Source organism: Paraburkholderia tropica, assembly GCF_014171495.1.
GTDB lineage: Bacteria > Pseudomonadota > Gammaproteobacteria > Burkholderiales > Burkholderiaceae > Paraburkholderia > Paraburkholderia tropica.
The window spans coordinates 343,545-361,149 of the sequence record NZ_CP049137.1; the positions used below are offsets into that span (position 1 = coordinate 343,545).

Here is a 17,605-nt window from a genome sequence, read left to right on the forward strand (position 1 = left end):
CGGTCAGCACGCCAGCGGCGCGCGAATCCGATGATTTCGTACTCCGATGTTCTGTCCGGCGCCGCTGCGCGCCGGGCTGCCCGCACGCGTATCGAGCCCGCCGCGCGCGCCGACCACGCCCTGAATCAGCCGATCCATTTCGCCGATCACATTGGCCAGCTCGGCGGTGATCACGGCGAATTCGCGTCCGTACTGGCCCGCGCGCGCCGCCGCCACGCGTGCATTGAGCGCGACGATGTTGGCGCGCATCGAAATGGTGGCGAGCTGGTCGGCGACTTCGGCTTCGCGGCGCTGCGTCTGGGCCTCGACGCCGCGCATCGCGTCCTGATACGCGAGCGTGAGCGTCTGCAGCAGATCGAGCAGCGGCGTGGCTTCGGCGGTGAGCTTCGCGAGCGCGTCGATGGCGTGGATGCCAGTCGTGGCGTTCGCAACGTTCGTGGCGTTCGTGCTGGTCGCACCGCCGCGCTTGTCGATACCGCCGCGTTCGAGCTGCGCGATCGCGTCGCCTGCGAGCTTCATGAACGCGCGAATGCGCTCGTCGGCGCGGCGCGAGCCGAAGTAAAGCTGACGCAGCGCGTCCGAGAATACGCCCGGAAAATGGCCGTCGCCTTCGACGAGTTGCGCGTGCGCGTCGGCGAACGAGGCAAGGCAGCCGCGCGCGACGCCGAGCGCTTCCTGCCCTTGCGCGCCGTCCTGCGTCGCGAGCAGCACATACAGCACGATGCGCTGCGAGAGCATGCGCTGACGCCCCGAAAGGTTGATCAGCTCGCCCACCACTTCTCCGGATACCGCTTCGCTGGTTTCGTTCTTCATCGTCAGGAGTACAGAATGGATAACAAGCGTGATTGACGAGCGATGCGGCTCGAACAGTCACCAGGCGCGAGCACCAATAAAAAAGCGTCCCGAAGCGTTGCCTTCACGCGCGTGGCCTGAGCCGAGCCGCGTGTCGGGTTATCGCTTCGGGACGCCGTTGCCCCGCCTGCCGGATTCACCCCCGCTCATGCGGGAGTCACGTCAATTCATTGGAGCCATCGTTGGCCCCGAGCCTATTTAGCAATACGTATGCCAACTGCGTGCCCGACCGCATGATGCGCGCGAAAACGCCGATGGCGTAAGGCTTTGGCAAGAGACCCCGTTTCAGGCGCGGAAACCATGCGCGGGCCGCGTGCATGACGCAGCGCCGCATTCGTGTGCCTGCGATGAATGCTGCTGGTGCACCGCCACGACGCGGCGCACCATCGACGGGCGCGCGGCCGCGCGCTCAGAACCGGTGCCGGATGCCCACGCCCACGACCGTCTGCTGATCGCTGCTCGACGCCGACTGGCCGCTCACGTCCGCGCCCAGGCCCGAGCCGTCGGCGGCAATATGCTGCCAGCTCACCTGCGTATACAGATCGGTGCGCTTCGAGAGGTAGTAATCGGCTTCCACCGACACTTCATGCCAGCGCGGATGATGCTGGCCGCTCGCGCTCGACATCGTCGCCTGCGTATACGTGTACTCGCCGCCCAGGCTGAACGAGGGCGTGAAGTGATAGACCGCGTTCAGCTCGTAGTTCGAGAAGTTCGCGCCCTCGCCGTTCGCCGCGATGCCGAGGCTGTTCGCGCCGTTGATCGTATCGAGTCCGCCGAGTTGCGTGCGCGTCCACACGAAACCCACGCGCGCGTTGCCCGCGAGCCAGTTCACGCCCGCGCCGTAAATGCGCTGCTGCGCGGCGATGAAGGTGCGCTCGGTCAGCGTGATCGCGCCATTCGTGTTGCTGCTGCCGCCGTTGTTCGCCTGGAGATAGCCTGCCGCGAACAGCAGCGAACCCGTGTCGTACGACGCGCCGAGGCTGTAGACGCGGTTGTCGTCGAAGCCGCCCGCTTCGTTCGAGAAACCGTAGAGCGCGCCGAACTTCACGCCGCCGTAGTTCGCGCTCGCGTACTTGACGGCATTGTTCACGCGGAACGAGTTGTTGAGGTTGTCGTTGTCGTACGGGTGCGCGCTCAGGTTGTTGCCGCCGGGGTGCTGGCCCGTGAAGCTCAGCGGCGCGAGGTAATCGACTACCGAGTCGTACTGGCGGCCGAGTGTCAGCGCGCCGTAGCGCGCGTTTTCGAGCCCGACGTACGACTGGAAGCCGAACATGCGGCCGCCCTGGCGCAGCGTGCCGTTCATCACCGAGAAGCCGCTTTCGAGCTGGAAGATCGCGGCCGTGCCGCCGCCCAGATCCTCGCGCCCCTTGAAGCCCCAGTGGCTGCCGGTCACGTTGCCGCTGCCCGCCGCCACGACGTTGTGCCCGCCCGAGTTGCTGTTGAACGAAAGACCGGCGTCGATGATGCCGTACAGCGTCACGCTGTCCTGCGCATGCGCCGCGCAGGTCCATGCCGCCGCGCACGCGGCGACCAGGAATGTCTTTTTCATAATGCCCTGTTGTATGTCGTGTTGGTTCGAGTTGTCGTTCGCGGCGTGGCCGCGTGCCTGTCCGATGCGCGCGCGTGCGCGCGATGGCGCGGCGTCGCGAAACGACGCGCCATCGGCACAGCGGAACAAACGGATGGAGGGTGGGCTGGCTGGGCCGCGCGGCACGCTTAACGCGTGTGGCGACTGGCGATGCCCTGGCGATCGGCGATGCCGTCGATCAGCACTTGATGAAGACCGCGCGAGCAAGGCTCGATGCGTGCGCGGACTCCGAAAACCTGCGCAAGACTGGCGGGCGTGACGACTTCGGCGCTCGGGCCGAAGTGCGCGATGTGCCCGTCGTGCAGCAGCATCGCGCGATCACAGGCGCGCAACGCCGCGTTGATGTCGTGCAGCACCACCACCGTCGCGATGCCGCGCTCGCGCGTGACGTCGCGCAGCACCGCCATCACCTGATACTGGTGATTGAGATCGAGCGCCGAGAGCGGCTCGTCGAGCAGCAGCACCTGCGGCTCGCGCACCAGCGCCTGCGCAATGCCGACGAGCTGGCGCTGGCCGCCCGAGAGTTCGTCGAGCGAGCGGTTCGCGAGCGTCGCGATGTCGAGCCGTTCGAGCGTCGCGTGCGCCGTCGCGAGATCGCGCTGCGCGGCGGTTCCGGTGCGCGCGCGCAAGGCCGGATCGCGGCCCGCGCGCGCGGCCACCAGCACCGACTCCAGCACCTGCAACCGCACGCCCGCCGGCAAGGCCTGCGGCAGATAGACCACGCTGTGCGAACGCGCGCTCGCCGCCGTGAGCGCGAGCGGCGCGCCATCGAGCGTGAGCGAACCCGCCGCCGGTTTCGCAAGGCCCGCGAGCGTGCGCAGCAGCGTGGACTTGCCGCTGCCATTCGGCCCGAGCAGCGCCGTGATCTCGCCGCGCGGCAGCGGCCCGGCGCTCAGGCCGCGCAGCACGTCGCGGCGGCCATACCGCACGCTCAGGTCGTGAATCGCGAGACCGTTCATGCCGAGCCTCCCTGCGAGCGCACCACGATGCCGAGGAACAGCGGAATGCCCACCAACGCCGTGACGATGCCGACCGGAATCAGCACGCCCGGAATCAGCAGCTTCGAGGCAATCGACGCCATCGACAGCATCAGCGCGCCGAGCAACAGGCTGCCCGGCAGATAGAAGCGATGGTCCTCGCCGAACAGCGCGCGCGCGACGTGCGGCGCGATCAGCCCGACAAAACCGATGGTGCCGACGAACGACACCGCGAGCGCCGAGAGCACCGCCACGCGCAGCAGCGTGCCCAGACGCAGCCGCTTCACATCGATGCCGAAGCTCGCCGCGCGGTCTTCGCCGAGACGCAGCGCGGTCAGGGCCCACGCGTTTTTCATCGAGAGCGGCAAGGCGATCGCGAGCGCCGCCGCGAGCACGCCGATCTTCGGCCAGTCCGCGCGCGCGAGCGAGCCGAGCGTCCAGAACACGAGACCCTGGAGCGCGTCGGCGGACGCGATGAACTGCATCAGCTCGACGAGCGCATGAAACGAGAACACCAGTGCGATGCCCATCAGCACCACGCCCGCCGTGCTCATGCCGCGCCAGCGCGCGACCAGATCGAGCACGAGCGCCGAGGCGAACGCGAACACGAACGCATTGGCGGAGACGATCCACGTCTGCGCCACGCCCGGAATCGCGAGATCGAGCACGATGGCCAGCGACGCGCCGAACGCCGCCGCCGCCGACACGCCCAGCGTGTACGGACTCGCGAGCGGATTGTTGAGGATGGTCTGCATCTCCGCGCCCGAGAGGCCGAGCGCCGCGCCGACCGCGAGCGCCATCACCGCGTAAGGCAAGCGGATCTGCCAGACGATCACGGCGTTGGCCGGATCGGCGGACGCGCGTTCGAACAGCGTGCGCAGCAGCGTCGCGAGCGGCAGGCCCGACGGCCCCGAACTGAGATCGACGAGCAGCGACGCCGCGATCAGCAGCGCGACCGCCATCAGCAGGAGCGCGCGCCGGCGCGTGAGCCGCGTGTAGGCGCGCAACTGCCGCGCGGCCTCCTCGCCTTGCGCAGCGCGCCTCGCTTCGGCATCAGCATCGGCGTCGGCTTCGGGGTGCGCGCGCCAGCCCGAACCGGCCGGCAGGCGCGCGTCGCTCATCGCGCGGCCTCGTTCTGCGCGCCGGCCTGGGTTTGCAGCGGCGCATCGACCCAATCGGTGCCGCTCACCGGCACGGCCAGGAAGCGTCGATACAACTCCTCCTGCGTCGCCTTCACGTCGAGCGATTTGAACTGCTGCGGATAGAACCACTTCGCGAACGCCTCGATCGCCAGAATGTTGTACGGCGAGTCGTAGTAGTTGTGCGAGATGCCGTGCACGCGGCCATCGTGAATCGCCTTGATGGTGTCGAAGCCCGGACGCGCCACCAGTTGCGCGAGGCTCGCCTGCGCATCGTGCTCGCTCGTTTCCGCGCCCACGCGCAGCGACGCGAGGCCCGGCTTGGTGCGGCTGCCGGTGGCGATATAGACATCGGGCTTCGAGGCGATCACCTGCTCCATGCTGATGTCGCCGAGCACGCCCGGCAGCAGATCCGCCGCGATATTGCGGCCGCCCGCGGCCTGCACGAACTCGCCGAAATTGCCCTTGCCCGCCGTGTGGCAGCAGCCCGCGTCCCACACGCCCGCGAGCATGTCGACGAACACCTTCGGACGCTGGTTCTCCGGAATCTTGTCGACGACGTTCTCGACCGCCGCGAGATGCTGCCGGTAGAACGCGATATACGCATCGGCCTGCTGCTCGCGGTGCAGCACCTGGCCGAGCAGCTTGATGCTCGGCAGCGTGTTCTGCATCGGGTGCACGCGGAAGTCGATGAACACCACCGTCGTGCCGGTCGCTTCCAGTTGCTTCACGAGCGCGTTGTAGCGGCTCGGGCCGTGACCGGCGACGCTGAAAATCGCCACGTCGGGCTTGAGCGCGAGCGCCTTTTCGTCGCTGATGCTGTCCTCGGTCGCCTTGCCGATCAGCGCAATCGTGCGGATCTGCGGGAACTTGCGCGCGTAGGCGTCGAAGGTCTGCGGGTCCATCGCGGGCAGATCGCCCTGCCAGCCGACGATGCGCGCGAGCGGCTGCTGGCCTTCGAGCAGCGCGAGCGCCGACAGCAGACGGCTTTCGCCGAGCAGGATGCGGTGCGGATTGGCGGGAATCTTCACCGTGCGGCCGGCGAGGTCGGTGACGGTCTGCGCGGCGGGCGCGGCCGCGGCATTGACCGTGGCGGCCGCGCTCGACGTGGCGGGTGCAGCAGGCGTGGCGGCCCACACCTGCGAGGCGCTCAGGCACAGCCCCAGCGCCAGCGTGGCCGCGGCGGCGGCCGTGCGTGCAAGGCGGGCGAAAGGTTCGGCGTGCGACGCAATCGCGGCGCGGGAAACGGGCGTGATATAGTTCATAAATGAGAACGATTGCTATTTGCAGGCCACACTTTAGCGGCGCGATGTAATGGCAATGTGTTGAGAAGCGGCGCTTTTGTAATGGAATGTGTTGGCGCCGCCCGCAGCGGAAAAAGAACAGCGATGGACCACATACTCGTCGTCGACGACGACCCCAATATCCGCACGCTCCTGCGCGACTATCTGCGCGACATGGGCTACGAAGCGAGCGCGGCCACCAATGGCGCGCAGATGAAGCAGACGCTGCGCCAGCAAAAGATCGACCTGATCGTGCTCGACCTCATGCTCGACGGCGAGGACGGCCTCGATCTCACGCGCGAATTGCGCCGCGAAAACGCGGTGCCGATCATCATGCTGTCGGCGCGCGGCGGCCTGCTCGACCGCATTCTCGGCCTCGAAATGGGCGCCGACGACTATCTGCCCAAGCCCTTCGATCCGCGCGAACTGGTCGCGAAGATCAAGGTCGTGCTGCGCCGTGCGCGCGTCGTGCCGGGTTCGGGTTCGCCCCACGCGGCGCATGCGCACCCTGCGCCGCACGCCCAGCACGGACGCCACGGCGACGCCAGCGCGTTCGTGAGTTTCGCGGGGTGGCGTCTGGACACACGCATGAAGCAGATGCTCTCGCCCGACGGCGTGGTGGTCTCGCTCGGCGGCTCCGATTACCGCACGCTGCGCACGCTGCTCGATCATCCGAACCGGCCGCTGTCGCGCGAATTCCTGCTCGAACAGGTGTTCGACAAGGACCACACGCCGCTCGACCGTTCGATCGACGTGTGCGTGAGCCGTCTGCGCCATCACCTCAAGGATTCGGCGCGCAATGCCGCGCTGATCCACACGGTGCGCAACGAGGGCTACATGCTGGTCGCCGATGTGAGCCACGAAGCGTGACGACGCCGGACGCCCCGACGTGTGGCTTGCAACGGGGTCTGCAACGCGGATGGCAGCGCGTGAAGCGCGCCTTCTGGCCCGACACGCTGTTCGGCCGTCTCGTGCTGATCCTCGCGGCGGGCATGTTCGCGGGCCAGTTGCTCACCAGCACGATCTGGTTCGACACGCACGACAACCGCACGCTCGAAATCCCCGCGCGCCTGTTCGCGAGCCGCCTCGCCGATACCGTGCGCCTGCTCGAACGCGCGCCCGACGCCGCCGCGCGCGCGAGCGTGCTGAGCGCACTCGGCGACGACCGCTACCAGTTGCATTGGGTGCAGGGCACGCCGCCCGCCGCGCCGCCCGCGCCCTCGCTCACGTTGCGCGCGACAAGCGGGCTGATCGAAGGCGTGATCCGCAAACGCCTCGGCACGCTCATCGAAGTGCGTCTGCTCGATGCGCATCTGCGCGACGACGACGGCCGTCATCGCGGCATCCTCAGCCTGTTCGACTCGCGCATGCCGACGGGCGATTTCCACGTATTCCTGAATATTCCTCAGCAAGGCTGGCTCGAGATTCAATCGAAGGAAGGCCAGGCCGGCATGCATTCGGAACGCGGCGAACTCGTGTTCGACTATCTGCTGCGGATTTATCTGCTGCGCTTCGCGGCGGTCTGCGCGATTGCGTTCGTCGCCGTGCGCTTCGCGCTCGCGCCGTTGCGTCAACTCACGCGCGCGGCGCAGGCGCTCGGTCGCAACATCCATCGCGCGCCGCTGCCCGAAACGGGGCCGCAGGAAGTGCGCAGCGCGGCGCATTCATTCAACGCGATGCAGCAGCAATTGATCGACAGCTTCGCGCAGCGCGCGCGCTTTCTCGCGGCGGTTTCGCACGATCTGCGCTCGCCACTCACGCGCTTGCGGCTGCGCGCGGAAATGCTGCCCGATCCCGCGTGGCGCGAGCGGCTGCGCGGCGACCTCGATGAAATGGAAGCGATGGTGCGCGCGACGCTCGACGTCGTGCAAGGCGTGGAAGTCACGGAGGCGCATCAGAAAATCGATCTCGACTCTATGCTCGAAGGCCTCGCCGCCGACGCGCGCGAGGCCGGTCAGGCCGTCAGCGTGACCGGCGCGACGCGTGCGCCCGTGCGCGGCTTTGCGCGCAATCTCAAGCGCGGTCTGCAAAATCTCGTGGACAACGCGATCCGCTACGGCGGCGCGGCGCACATCGCGGTGCGCGACGATGGCGACAGCGTGCACGTGACCGTGAGCGACAACGGCCCCGGTATCGCCGACGACGCGTTGCGCGAACGCGTGTTCGAGCCGTATTTCCGCATTGCCTCGCTGCGGCGCGATGATGGCGGCGAAGGCGAAGCGCAGGCAGGCGGCACGGGCCTCGGACTCACCATCGCGCGCAGCGTGGCCGCCGCGCACGGCGGCACCCTCACGCTCGTAAATCGCATCGAACAGGGCCGCATCGCCGGTCTGGACGCCGAACTCGTGCTGCCGCGCGACGACTGATCCACACGCTCAGGAAGCCGCGCCCGCGCCATCGACATGCGCGGCAAAACCCGTGCGCCCGGGCGCGATCTCGTCGCGCAAGGTCAACGCGGGAATCTCGTAAGCCCCCGCATTCTGCTGACGAAATGCGATGGGCGCCGTCTCCCACAAACGGTCGAGCCGCTCGCCGAGCGCCGCACGCGTCTGCGCAAAACGCGCGTCGTCCATGCGGCTCGTGCGGTAGACGACGAACGGCGGCAGCACGTCGAAACCGGGGTAATACAGCACTCCATGCTGGATCGGAAACAGAATGTCGTCGATCGGCCCGTTGATGCCGCGCGGACCGTAATGCGACTCCCAGCCGCCCGTGGTCACGATCAGCATCGCGCGCTTGCCGGCCAGCGTGCCTTCGCCGTAACGGCTGCCCCAGCGCTGATCCGAATGCTCGCCCACGCCGTACGCGAAACCGCAGGCATACACGCGCTCCACCCAGCCCTTCAGAATCGCAGGCATCGTGAACCACCAGAGCGGAAATTGCAGGATCACGGCGTCGGCCCAGCGCAGTTTTTCTTGCTCGGCGGCGATATCGGCGGGTTGCGTGCCGCCTTCGAATGCGTGGCGCGAATCGGCGGACGGACGAAACGGCTCGGCGAGATCGCGCGCGGGCGCGTCGTCGGCGTCGAGCGTGGCTTTCCAGTTCATCGCGTAGAGATCCGAGACCTGCACCGTATGGCCCGCGCGTTCGAGACGCTCGACGGTGAAGTTCTTGAGCGAACCGTTCAGCGAGCGCGGTTCGGGATGGGCATAGACCAGCAGCACGTTCATGACGACACTCCGTTTGGGTAAGTGAGGTCGAGCTTAGTGGCCGCTCTGCTATATTGGAAATGAATATCGGCAATGGCAGGTATTACCGTGAATAATCTCCGTCGTCTCGATCTGAATCTGCTGGTCACGCTCGACGTGCTGCTCGACGAACTCAACGTCACGCGTGCGGCCGAACGGCTCGCCTTTTCGCAGCCCGCCGTGAGCGTGCAACTGGCGCGTCTGCGCGACCTGCTCGGCGACCCGCTGCTGCTGCCCGGCCCGCGCGGCATGCGGCCGACGGCGCGCGCCGAGTCCTTGCGCGAACCGCTGCGTGAAGCGCTCGACGCGCTGGAGCGTGCGGTCGCGCCCGAAGGCCCGTTCGATCCGTCGGCGGCGCAACACACCTGGCGCGTGTCCGCCACCGACTACGGCGAATCGACCATCGTGCTGCCCGCGCTCAACGCGCTGCGCGCGACCGCGCCGCATACGCGCCTCGCCGTGATCGAACTGCCGCCCGCGAATCTCGCCAGGGCCGCCGAACAGGGCGAGATCGATCTCGCGATGCATATCGTCAGCGGCGCGCCCGACACGCTGCGCCAGAAACTGCTGTTCAAGGAGCGTTACGTGCTGGCCGGGCGCGCCGGACATCCGCGCCTGAAGCGCCGTCCGAACGCGAAGCAGTTCTGCGAACTCGAACACGTAATCGTTTCGCCGGACGGCGGCGGCTTTCGCGGCGTCACCGACGAAGCGCTCGCGCAAGCGGGACTCGCGCGCCGCGTGGTGCTCTCGGTGCCGCATTTTCTGTTCGTGATCGCCGCGATCTCGCAGACCGATCTGGTCGCGATGCTGCCGTGGCGGCTCGTGCGCGGCAATCCGGCGCTGCGGCTTGTCGAAGCGCCCGTCGAGGTGCCCGGTTATGAGATGTGCATGCTGTGGCACGAGCGCGTGCATCGCGATCCGGCGCATCGCTGGCTGCGCGAGCAGATCGCCGCCGCGATGTGAGCGCTTGCGCGATTGATTAAACGCAACGCGCCGTCACGGCGCGAAACATCGCGCGTCGCACTCGTGTAACCCATTGCGCAAAGCGCGCGCGGCATCGCCCGGATCGCCGCCGACATCGCGCAAAATAAGTCACTCAATATCAACGGCTTACGCATTCGCGTGCATCACGCACGCTCGAAGCGCGCACACGCCGCCAACGCCCCACTATCAGATAACTCCGATTCTTGCGGCGCATCCCTCCGGATTGACAAGCCCTGGCGCGGTTTCAATAATCGCCCCCGGCTCGCCAGAGCAGGCTAATTCTCGAATTTTCACGCGGCAGCGCGCGTTAATCGCCTCGCGTCATCGAACGACAAGCGGACGACCGGCACGTCAATGTCAAAGAACAGTTAATCAGGATCACGAATGAGCTACCGTACCCGACTTTTACTCCGCGCCGCTGCGTTCGCCGCGATCACCACGTTCAGCGTCGCGCAAAGCGGCGGCGTGTTCGCCGTCACGATTCCGGCTGGCACCGCGCTCGCGCAGAAGCAGGAAATCACGCGGCAACTGCTCGCCGAAATCGAGTCGCTCGATCCCGCACGCATCGAATCGGTTGGCGCGAATCTCGTGGGCATCGACGTGTATGAAGGGCTCACGCGCATCGACGCGGCGGGCAACGTGGTGCCGGGCGTGGCCGAATCGTGGACGCATCCCACGCCCGATACGTGGATCTTCAAGCTGCGCCGCGAGGCGAAATGGAGCGACGGCCATCCGGTGACCGCCGCCGATTTCGTCTACGCATGGCAGCGCATGGCCGATCCGAAGACGGCCTCGGTCTATACCGTCGCGATCGAATTCCTCCAGAACGCGAAGGCCGTCATCGCGGGCAAGTCGCCCGTAACGAGTCTGGGCGCGCGCGCGATCGACGCGACCACGCTCGAAGTCAAGACCGAAGCGCCCGCGCCCTTCTTCCCCGAACTGACGGCCAGTGCGAGCATGGCGCCCATCGACCGCGCGACCGTCGCGAAGTATGGCGCGAGCTGGACGCGTCCCGGCAATCTCGTCAGCAACGGTCCGTACGTGCTCGCCGACTGGCAGCCGAACAACCGCATCGTGCTGATGAAGAATCCACAATACTGGAACGCCGCGCGCGTGGCCATTTCGAAGGTCACGTATCTGCCGATCGAGAGCGACGAAACCGCCATGCGCATGTTCCAGTCCGGCCAGATCGACATGACGTATCAACTTCCGTCCGGCCAGTACGCGCAGATCCAGAAGCAGTTCGGTCCCGAGCTGCGCGCCGGCACGCAGATCGGCACGTACTACTACGCGCTCAACAACACCGATCCCGCGCTGCGCGACGCGCGTGTGCGTCAGGCGCTGTCGATGGTGCTCGACCGCGACCTGCTCACCGCGAAGATCACGCAGAACGGCGAGCGTCCCGCCTATGGCCTGATCGTGAACGGCACGAAAGGCGCGCATCCGTATGCGCCCGACTGGGCCGCGTGGCCGATGGCGAAACGCGTGGAAGCCGCGCGCGGTCTGCTGAAAGCGGCCGGTTATTCCGATGCGAAGCCGCTGAGTTTCAAGCTGATCTACAACACCAACGAGATGCACAAGAAGGTCGCGCTGTTCGCAACGAGCGAGTGGCGCACGAAGCTCGGCGTGAACGCGACGATCGAGAACCTCGAATTCAAGGTGCTGCTCAAGCAACGTCACGACGCGGCATATCAGATCGCGCGCGACGGCTGGTATGTCGACTACAACGACGCGATGTCGTACTTCGGCTTGATTCAATGCGGCAGCCCGCAGAACGATCAGCGTTACTGCAATCAGAAAGTGGATGCCGACGTCGCACAGGCGAATCGTCAGACCGACGAGACGAAACGCGAAGCGATGCTCACCGAGGCGTTCAATCGCGCGATGGCCGACACGCCGCTGCTGCCGCTGTTTCAGTACGCGAGCGCGCGTCTCGTGAAGTCCTATGTCGCGGGCTATTCGCTGACGAACTACATCGACCAGCGCGCCACGCAGGACATGTACATCCTCAAGCACTGATCCGCGCCTCGCCATGTTCGCCTATACCTTGCGCCGCCTGCTCTGGGCGATCCCCACCGTGCTCGCGGTCGTGACCGCCTGCTTCCTGCTGCTGCATTGCACGCCCGGCGGCCCGTTCGACACCGACAAGCCGCTCTCGGCGGCGGCGCTCGCGAATCTCAACGCGCGCTACCACCTCGACGAACCGCTCTGGCAGCAGTATCTGCGCTATCTGGGCGCGCTGCTGCACGGCGATCTCGGCAGCTCGTTCCGGTACGCCGACTGGTCCGTGAACGAACTCGTGCGCAAGGCGCTGCCGATCAGCCTCGGCATCGGCGGCGTGTCGATTCCGCTCGCCGTGCTGTTCGGCGTGGCGCTGGGCGCGCTGGCCGCCGTGCGCCGCAACAGCCTGATCGACCATGCGGTGATGCTGCTCGGCAATCTCGGAAACGTGGTGCCGCCGTTCGTGCTCGGTCCGGTGCTCGTGCTGTGTTTCGCCCTCCTGATCAAATCGCACGACGGCGTCGGCTTGCTGCCCGCCGGCGGCTGGGGCGACGGCGAGTGGCATTACCGCGTGCTGCCCATCGCGCTGCTGGTGGTCGTCAACATGGCGTCGATCGCGCGCGTGATGCGCGGCAGCCTGATCGAAGTGCTGTCCGGCAACTTTATCCGCACCGCGCGCGCCAAGGGTCTGCCCGGCCACACCATCGTACTGCGCCACGCGCTGCGTCCCGCGCTCATGCCAGTGGTGTCGCTGCTCGGCCCCGTGTGTATTTCGTCGATCACGGCCGCCGTGGTCACCGAGTCGGTGTTCGCGCTGCCGGGGCTCGGCCAACTGGTCGTCAACGGCGCGGTCAATCGCGATTACACGCTCGTACTCGGCCTCGTCGTGCTCACCACGGTCTGCGCCGTGCTGTTCAACCTGCTCGTCGATCTGGCGTATGCGTGGCTCGATCCGCGCATCCGCTACTGATCGCGCCTGTTCATTTTCACGCCATGAATGCCCTCTCCACTCCTCACGCGCACGCCGACGAGACACGCCGGACACTGCGCACGTTGCCGCCCGCGCTCGCGCGTTTCGTGCGCCATCGCGCGGCGCTCGCGAGTCTCGCGCTGCTCGTGCTGATCGCGCTCGCCTGTTTCATCGGCCCACTGCTGCTGACGAATTCGCCCACCGAAAGCGACTGGAGCGCCATCAGCCTCGCGCCCACGCTGCAAGGTGGCCACTGGTTCGGCACCGACGAACTCGGCCGCGATCTGCTCGCGCGCACGCTCGTCGGCGGACGCGTCTCGCTCGAAGTCGGGCTGCTCGGCACGCTGGTGTCGACGCTCGCGGGCGTGCTGGTCGGCGCCACGGCCGGCTATCTCGGCGGCCGCACGGACGCCGTCCTCATGCGCCTCGTCGACATGATGTACGCGATTCCGTACATGCTGATCGCGATCCTGATGGTCACGCTGTTTGGCCGCGCGTTCTCGCTCGTCGTGCTGACGATCAGCGCGTTCTCGTGGCTCGACATGGCGCGCGTGGTGCGTGGTCAAACGCTCTCGCTGCGCACGCGCGAGTTCGTCGACGCGGCGCGCGCCATCGGCGTGAAGCCTGCCGCGATCATCGTCCGGCATATCGTGCCGAATCTCGCGGGCATCGTCGCCGTGTACGCGACGGTCACGGTCCCGGCCATCATTCTCACGGAGTCGGTGCTGTCGTTCCTCGGCCTCGGCGTGCAGGAACCGATGACGAGCTGGGGCGTGCTGATCGAGGACGGCGCGCAGAAGCTCGAAGCCATGCCGTGGCTGCTGCTCTGTCCCGCCGCGCTGCTGTGCACGACGCTCTATTGCGTGAACTTCGTCGGCGACGGGCTGCGCGATGCGCTCGACCCGCGGGAGCGTTGAGATGGCGCTACTCGAAGTCGAACAACTCGGCGTGCGTTTCGTGCGTCGCGACGGGCCGCCGCTCACGGTCGTCCACGATGTTTCGTTTGCGCTCGAAGCGGGCGGCACGCTCGGCATCGTCGGCGAATCGGGCTCGGGCAAGAGCCAGACCGTCATGGCGATGCTCGGCCTGCTCGCCTCGAACGGGCGCGCGCATGGTCACGCGCGTTTTCGCGGCGACGATCTGCTCGCGATGAAGCCCGGCGCGCTCAACCGCATTCGCGGCGACCGCATCGCGATGATCTTCCAGGACCCGATGACCTCGCTCAATCCGTTCCTCACGATCGAGCGGCAGATGACCGAGTCGCTGCAACAGCATCGCAAGCTCACGCGCCGCGCGGCGCGCACACGGGCGATCGAAGCGCTCGAACGCGTGCGCATTCCCGACGCCGCGCGCCGCATCGGCCTCTATCCGCACGAGTTTTCGGGCGGCATGCGCCAGCGCGTGCTGATCGCCACGGCGCTCATGATGGAGCCCGACGTGCTGATCGCCGACGAACCCACCACGGCGCTCGACGTCACCGTGCAGGCGCAGATCATGGCGCTGCTGCGCGAGATGAATCGCGAGCGCGGCACGGCCATTCTGCTGATCACACACGATATGGGCGTCGTCGCCGAACTCTGCGACGACGTCATGGTGATGTACGCCGGACGCGCGGTCGAGAAGGCATCGGCCACCTCGTTATTCAACAGTCCCTTGCATCCGTACACCGTCGGTCTGCTCGGCGCGCTGCCGCGACTCGACGCGCCCGGCGGCGCGCCGCTGCGCACGATTGCCGGCAATCCGCCGCTGCCCGGCAGCGGCGGCCAGGGATGCGCCTTCGCGCCGCGCTGCGCACAAGCGTTCGAGCGCTGTCACCAGGAAACGCCGCTGCTGCGCGCATCCGGCGCGCGCGAACGCGCTTGCCATTTGCCCGCGCCCGTCGCGCGAGGAGCGCACGCATGACCGCCACGCTCACCACAACATCCGACATCGCCGCATCCGGCACGCTGCTGAGCGTGCGCGATCTCGCCGTGCACTTTCGCGTGAAGCGCGGCCACTGGCCGTGGCAACAGGCGACGCTGCGCGCGGTGGACGGCGTGTCGTTCGACGTGCGGCGCGGCGAAACGCTCGGGCTCGTCGGCGAATCGGGCTGCGGAAAATCGACGCTCGCGCGCGCCGTGATCGGGCTCACGCCGGTTGCGGGCGGCAGCGTGACGTGGCGCGGCGAAGAAACCGTGCATGGCGCGCGCCGCCGGCTCGGCGCGCTGCGCCGCGAAGCACAGATGATCTTCCAGGATCCGCTCGCCTCGCTCGATCCGCGCATGTCGATCGCGCAGATCGTCGCCGAACCGCTCGTCACGCACGCGCCGCAACTCGGCCGTCAGGAGATCGCGCGGCGCGTGCTCACGATGCTCGAACGCGTGGGCCTGAACGCGCATCACGCCGCGCGACGCGCGCATGAATTCTCGGGCGGCCAGTGTCAGCGCGTGGGCATCGCGCGCGCGCTGATCGGCGAACCGGGACTCGTGATCTGCGACGAGCCGGTTTCCGCGCTCGATGTGTCGATCCAGGCGCAGATCGTCAATCTGCTGCGCGATCTGCAGCGCGAACTCGCGCTTTCGCTGCTGTTCGTCGCGCACGACCTCGCCGTGGTGAAGACGATCAGCCATCGCGTGATGGTGATGTATCTGGGCCGCGTGATGGAGCTGGGCGAGCGCGACGCGCTCTACCACGCGGCGCGTCATCCGTACACCCAGGCGCTGCTCGATGCCGTGCCGCTACCCGATCCCGCGTTGGCCCGCGCGCGCGAGGTGCCGCTGCTGAGCGGCGACATCCCCTCGCCGCTCAATCCGCCTTCGGGCTGTGCATTCCGCACGCGCTGCTCGCGCGCGCTCGCGGTGTGCGCCACCCAGACGCCCGCGCTGCACGCGCACGGCTCGCCCCATTCGATCGCCGCCTGCTGGCATCCGCGTACGGGCGGCGATCCTCCCGCTGCCTGAGTCGTCCGCATGCCTCGCGGATGCGGATGTTTATCCAGACAGATTGGCAATCCTTAATGATTGCCATGAACCGACGACAACATAATCCGAGACACACGATGAAACGAGACCAGAGCATCAGGAGCACGACGTTGGCGACGGCGGCGTCGGTATTGGCCATATCGCTGGCGGTATCGCTGGGCGCGAACGTGGCCGAAGCGGCGCCCGTCGGCGGCACGACTTCTGCAGCGTCGACTGCAAAAGCGGGCACGACATCCACGCACAAGGCGAAGCGCAAAACGAAACGCAAACAGTCGCGTCAAGCGTCGCGCCAAACGACGCAGCAACGCGCTCAAGCGCAATTTGAACCGCTGCTCGCACCGAACGCGCCCGAGCAACTCGCCGCGCCCACGCCCGATCAAGGCACCAACGAAGCGGTGCGCGCCGATAATCCGCCGCGCGCGCAATCGGATCAGGCCGCCAGCAAAGGCCTGATCGGCGACAGTCATCTGACGCTCAACCTGCGCAATTACGCCGACGTGCTCGACATGGAAGGCGGTCCGCATCGTCACGCGTGGGTACAGGGCGCGATGCTCGACTACACCTCCGGCTTCACGCAAGGGCCGATCGGCTTCGGCGTGGATGCGTCGCTGTACGGCGCGCTCAAGCTCGACGGCGGCGCGGGCGCCGGCAACATGGTGCACGTGGCCAAGGGCGGCGGCGGCTCGAATCAGCTCGCGTGGGGCTATCCGGGCGTGTACGACGTGAAGGCGCGCGTCTCGGACACGGTCGTCAAATACGGCCTGCACATGGTCGACGACAACCCGTTCTTCGAGCCGCACGACAACCGCGCGCTGCCGCCCACTTTCATGGGCGTCTCGCTCGTGAGCCGCGACGTGCCGAACGCCGTGCTGCAGGCGGGCAGCTTCACCAAGGTCAACGCGCGCGGCCACACCAATCTCACCGACCTCACGACGTCGTACGGCGGCGTGTCGTTCAAGCGCTTCAGCTACGTGGGCGGCACGTGGGATTACAGCCCGAACGGCAGCGTCGCGCTGTTCGCCAATCAGGCCGACGACGTCTGGCGCCAGTATTACGGTTCGGTGCAGCAGAGTGTCGGCGATCCGTCGACGCTCAAGTGGACCGGCTTCGCGAATATCTACTCGACGCACAGCGTGGGCGGCGGCAAGGAAGGCCATATCAACAACAACGCGTACAGCGTGTCGCTGGCCGCGCAGCACGGCGCGCATTCGCTGCTGTTCGGCTTCCAGCAGATTCTCGGCGACCAGTTCTTCGATTACGTGAACGAGACCAACGGCATCTATCTCGTCAACTCGATGGACGTCGATTACAACGCGCCGCACGAGAAGTCGTTCCAGGTGCGCTATGGCTTCGACGGCAAATACGCCGGGCTGCCGGGCGCGAAGGCGATGCTCTGGTACGCGCTGGGCTGGGGCGCGGATGCGTCGGCGGGCGCGGCGGCCAATCCGGATTCCGGGCTCTACTGGAAGAACGGCCAGCCCGTGCACGGCTCGCATCACGAGTTCGGCTTCATCCCTTCGTACACGCTGCAAAGCGGGCGCTTCAAGGACACGAAGATCTCGTTCGTCGCGATGTGGCATCACGGCTCGAAGTACTACTCCGACGCGAGCAACATGGAATACCGGCTCGTCGTGGGCGTGCCGCTCAAGCTGTTCTGAGCGAC

Annotated in this window: 15 protein-coding genes; 9 read left to right on the forward strand and 6 right to left on the reverse strand. The window is 67.0% G+C overall.

Features of this window, described 5'->3' with window-relative positions; genetic code table 11:
- Nucleotides 1-3 precede the first annotated feature (3 nt).
- The 5 genes from G5S35_RS32130 to G5S35_RS32150 form a co-directional block, all read right to left on the reverse strand.
- Nucleotides 4-813 (reverse strand): type IV pili methyl-accepting chemotaxis transducer N-terminal domain-containing protein, encoded by an 810-nt coding sequence (locus G5S35_RS32130; RefSeq protein ID WP_183040487.1) that lies wholly within the window; start codon nt 811-813, stop codon nt 4-6.
- A 448-nt stretch (nt 814-1,261) separates the two neighbouring features.
- Nucleotides 1,262-2,401 carry a porin gene (locus G5S35_RS32135; protein WP_074985192.1) on the reverse strand — a complete coding sequence of 380 codons (1,140 nt, stop codon included), beginning with the start codon at nt 2,399-2,401 and terminating at the stop codon, nt 1,262-1,264.
- 167 nt (nt 2,402-2,568) lie between these two features.
- Nucleotides 2,569-3,399 carry an ABC transporter ATP-binding protein gene (locus G5S35_RS32140; protein ID WP_065059023.1) on the reverse strand — a complete coding sequence of 277 codons (831 nt, stop codon included), beginning with the start codon at nt 3,397-3,399 and terminating at the stop codon, nt 2,569-2,571.
- Nucleotides 3,396-4,538, reverse strand: coding sequence for a FecCD family ABC transporter permease (locus G5S35_RS32145; RefSeq protein WP_183040488.1), 1,143 nt, complete (start codon nt 4,536-4,538; stop codon nt 3,396-3,398). The genes G5S35_RS32140 and G5S35_RS32145 overlap by 4 nt, the downstream gene beginning before the upstream one ends.
- Nucleotides 4,535-5,821, reverse strand: coding sequence for an ABC transporter substrate-binding protein (locus G5S35_RS32150; RefSeq protein WP_183040489.1), 1,287 nt, complete (start codon nt 5,819-5,821; stop codon nt 4,535-4,537). The genes G5S35_RS32145 and G5S35_RS32150 overlap by 4 nt, the downstream gene beginning before the upstream one ends.
- A 123-nt stretch (nt 5,822-5,944) precedes the next feature.
- On the opposite strand from G5S35_RS32150, the gene G5S35_RS32155 reads away from it, so the two are divergent.
- Nucleotides 5,945-6,709, forward strand: coding sequence for a response regulator (locus tag G5S35_RS32155; protein WP_183040490.1), 765 nt, complete (start codon nt 5,945-5,947; stop codon nt 6,707-6,709).
- Nucleotides 6,710-6,768: 59 nt separating this feature from the next.
- Entirely contained in the window at nt 6,769-8,205 is a 1,437-nt protein-coding gene (locus G5S35_RS32160) for an ATP-binding protein (RefSeq protein ID WP_237181926.1), read from the forward strand.
- Between the two features lie 9 nt (nt 8,206-8,214).
- On the opposite strand, the gene G5S35_RS32165 is transcribed toward G5S35_RS32160, so the two are convergent.
- Nucleotides 8,215-9,009 carry an NAD(P)H-dependent oxidoreductase gene (locus G5S35_RS32165; RefSeq protein WP_183040491.1) on the reverse strand — a complete coding sequence of 265 codons (795 nt, stop codon included), beginning with the start codon at nt 9,007-9,009 and terminating at the stop codon, nt 8,215-8,217.
- An 87-nt stretch (nt 9,010-9,096) separates the two neighbouring features.
- On the opposite strand from G5S35_RS32165, the gene G5S35_RS32170 reads away from it, so the two are divergent.
- From G5S35_RS32170 to G5S35_RS32200, 7 genes are all read left to right on the forward strand, one after another.
- Nucleotides 9,097-9,990 (forward strand): LysR family transcriptional regulator, encoded by an 894-nt coding sequence (locus tag G5S35_RS32170; RefSeq protein ID WP_318298059.1) that lies wholly within the window; start codon nt 9,097-9,099, stop codon nt 9,988-9,990.
- A 405-nt stretch (nt 9,991-10,395) separates the two neighbouring features.
- Complete coding sequence (locus G5S35_RS32175; RefSeq protein ID WP_176080322.1) at nt 10,396-12,030, forward strand: peptide ABC transporter substrate-binding protein; 1,635 nt, start codon at nt 10,396-10,398, stop codon at nt 12,028-12,030.
- Nucleotides 12,031-12,043: 13 nt separating this feature from the next.
- Nucleotides 12,044-12,982: an ABC transporter permease subunit gene (locus tag G5S35_RS32180; RefSeq protein ID WP_183040492.1), complete on the forward strand. Its 939-nt coding sequence runs from the start codon at nt 12,044-12,046 to the stop codon at nt 12,980-12,982.
- Between the two features lie 23 nt (nt 12,983-13,005).
- Nucleotides 13,006-13,899 (forward strand): ABC transporter permease, encoded by an 894-nt coding sequence (locus G5S35_RS32185; RefSeq protein ID WP_183040493.1) that lies wholly within the window; start codon nt 13,006-13,008, stop codon nt 13,897-13,899.
- Between the two features lies 1 nt (nt 13,900).
- Nucleotides 13,901-14,884, forward strand: a complete 984-nt coding sequence (locus tag G5S35_RS32190; RefSeq protein WP_183040494.1) for an ABC transporter ATP-binding protein — start codon at nt 13,901-13,903, stop codon at nt 14,882-14,884.
- Nucleotides 14,881-15,921 (forward strand): ABC transporter ATP-binding protein, encoded by a 1,041-nt coding sequence (locus G5S35_RS32195; RefSeq protein ID WP_124263186.1) that lies wholly within the window; start codon nt 14,881-14,883, stop codon nt 15,919-15,921. Before G5S35_RS32190 ends, G5S35_RS32195 begins: the two co-directional genes overlap by 4 nt.
- 98 nt (nt 15,922-16,019) lie before the next feature.
- Nucleotides 16,020-17,600 carry an OprD family outer membrane porin gene (locus G5S35_RS32200; protein WP_065059016.1) on the forward strand — a complete coding sequence of 527 codons (1,581 nt, stop codon included), beginning with the start codon at nt 16,020-16,022 and terminating at the stop codon, nt 17,598-17,600.
- The last annotated feature ends 5 nt before the right edge of the window (nt 17,601-17,605 follow it).

Bases quoted from the DNA above. Each gene is read 5' to 3' on its own strand.
- G5S35_RS32130 (WP_183040487.1), bottom strand. From the start codon at position 813: ATGAAGAACGAAACCAGCGAAGCGGTATCCGGAGAAGTGGTGGGCGAG.
- G5S35_RS32135 (WP_074985192.1), bottom strand. From the start codon at position 2,401: ATGAAAAAGACATTCCTGGTCGCCGCGTGCGCGGCGGCATGGACCTGC.
- G5S35_RS32140 (WP_065059023.1), bottom strand. From the start codon at position 3,399: ATGAACGGTCTCGCGATTCACGACCTGAGCGTGCGGTATGGCCGCCGC.
- G5S35_RS32145 (WP_183040488.1), bottom strand. From the start codon at position 4,538: ATGAGCGACGCGCGCCTGCCGGCCGGTTCGGGCTGGCGCGCGCACCCC.
- G5S35_RS32150 (WP_183040489.1), bottom strand. From the start codon at position 5,821: ATGAACTATATCACGCCCGTTTCCCGCGCCGCGATTGCGTCGCACGCC.
- G5S35_RS32155 (WP_183040490.1), top strand. From the start codon at position 5,945: ATGGACCACATACTCGTCGTCGACGACGACCCCAATATCCGCACGCTC.
- G5S35_RS32165 (WP_183040491.1), bottom strand. From the start codon at position 9,009: ATGAACGTGCTGCTGGTCTATGCCCATCCCGAACCGCGCTCGCTGAAC.
- G5S35_RS32175 (WP_176080322.1), top strand. From the start codon at position 10,396: ATGAGCTACCGTACCCGACTTTTACTCCGCGCCGCTGCGTTCGCCGCG.
- G5S35_RS32180 (WP_183040492.1), top strand. From the start codon at position 12,044: ATGTTCGCCTATACCTTGCGCCGCCTGCTCTGGGCGATCCCCACCGTG.
- G5S35_RS32185 (WP_183040493.1), top strand. From the start codon at position 13,006: ATGAATGCCCTCTCCACTCCTCACGCGCACGCCGACGAGACACGCCGG.
- G5S35_RS32190 (WP_183040494.1), top strand. From the start codon at position 13,901: ATGGCGCTACTCGAAGTCGAACAACTCGGCGTGCGTTTCGTGCGTCGC.
- G5S35_RS32195 (WP_124263186.1), top strand. From the start codon at position 14,881: ATGACCGCCACGCTCACCACAACATCCGACATCGCCGCATCCGGCACG.
- G5S35_RS32200 (WP_065059016.1), top strand. From the start codon at position 16,020: ATGAAACGAGACCAGAGCATCAGGAGCACGACGTTGGCGACGGCGGCG.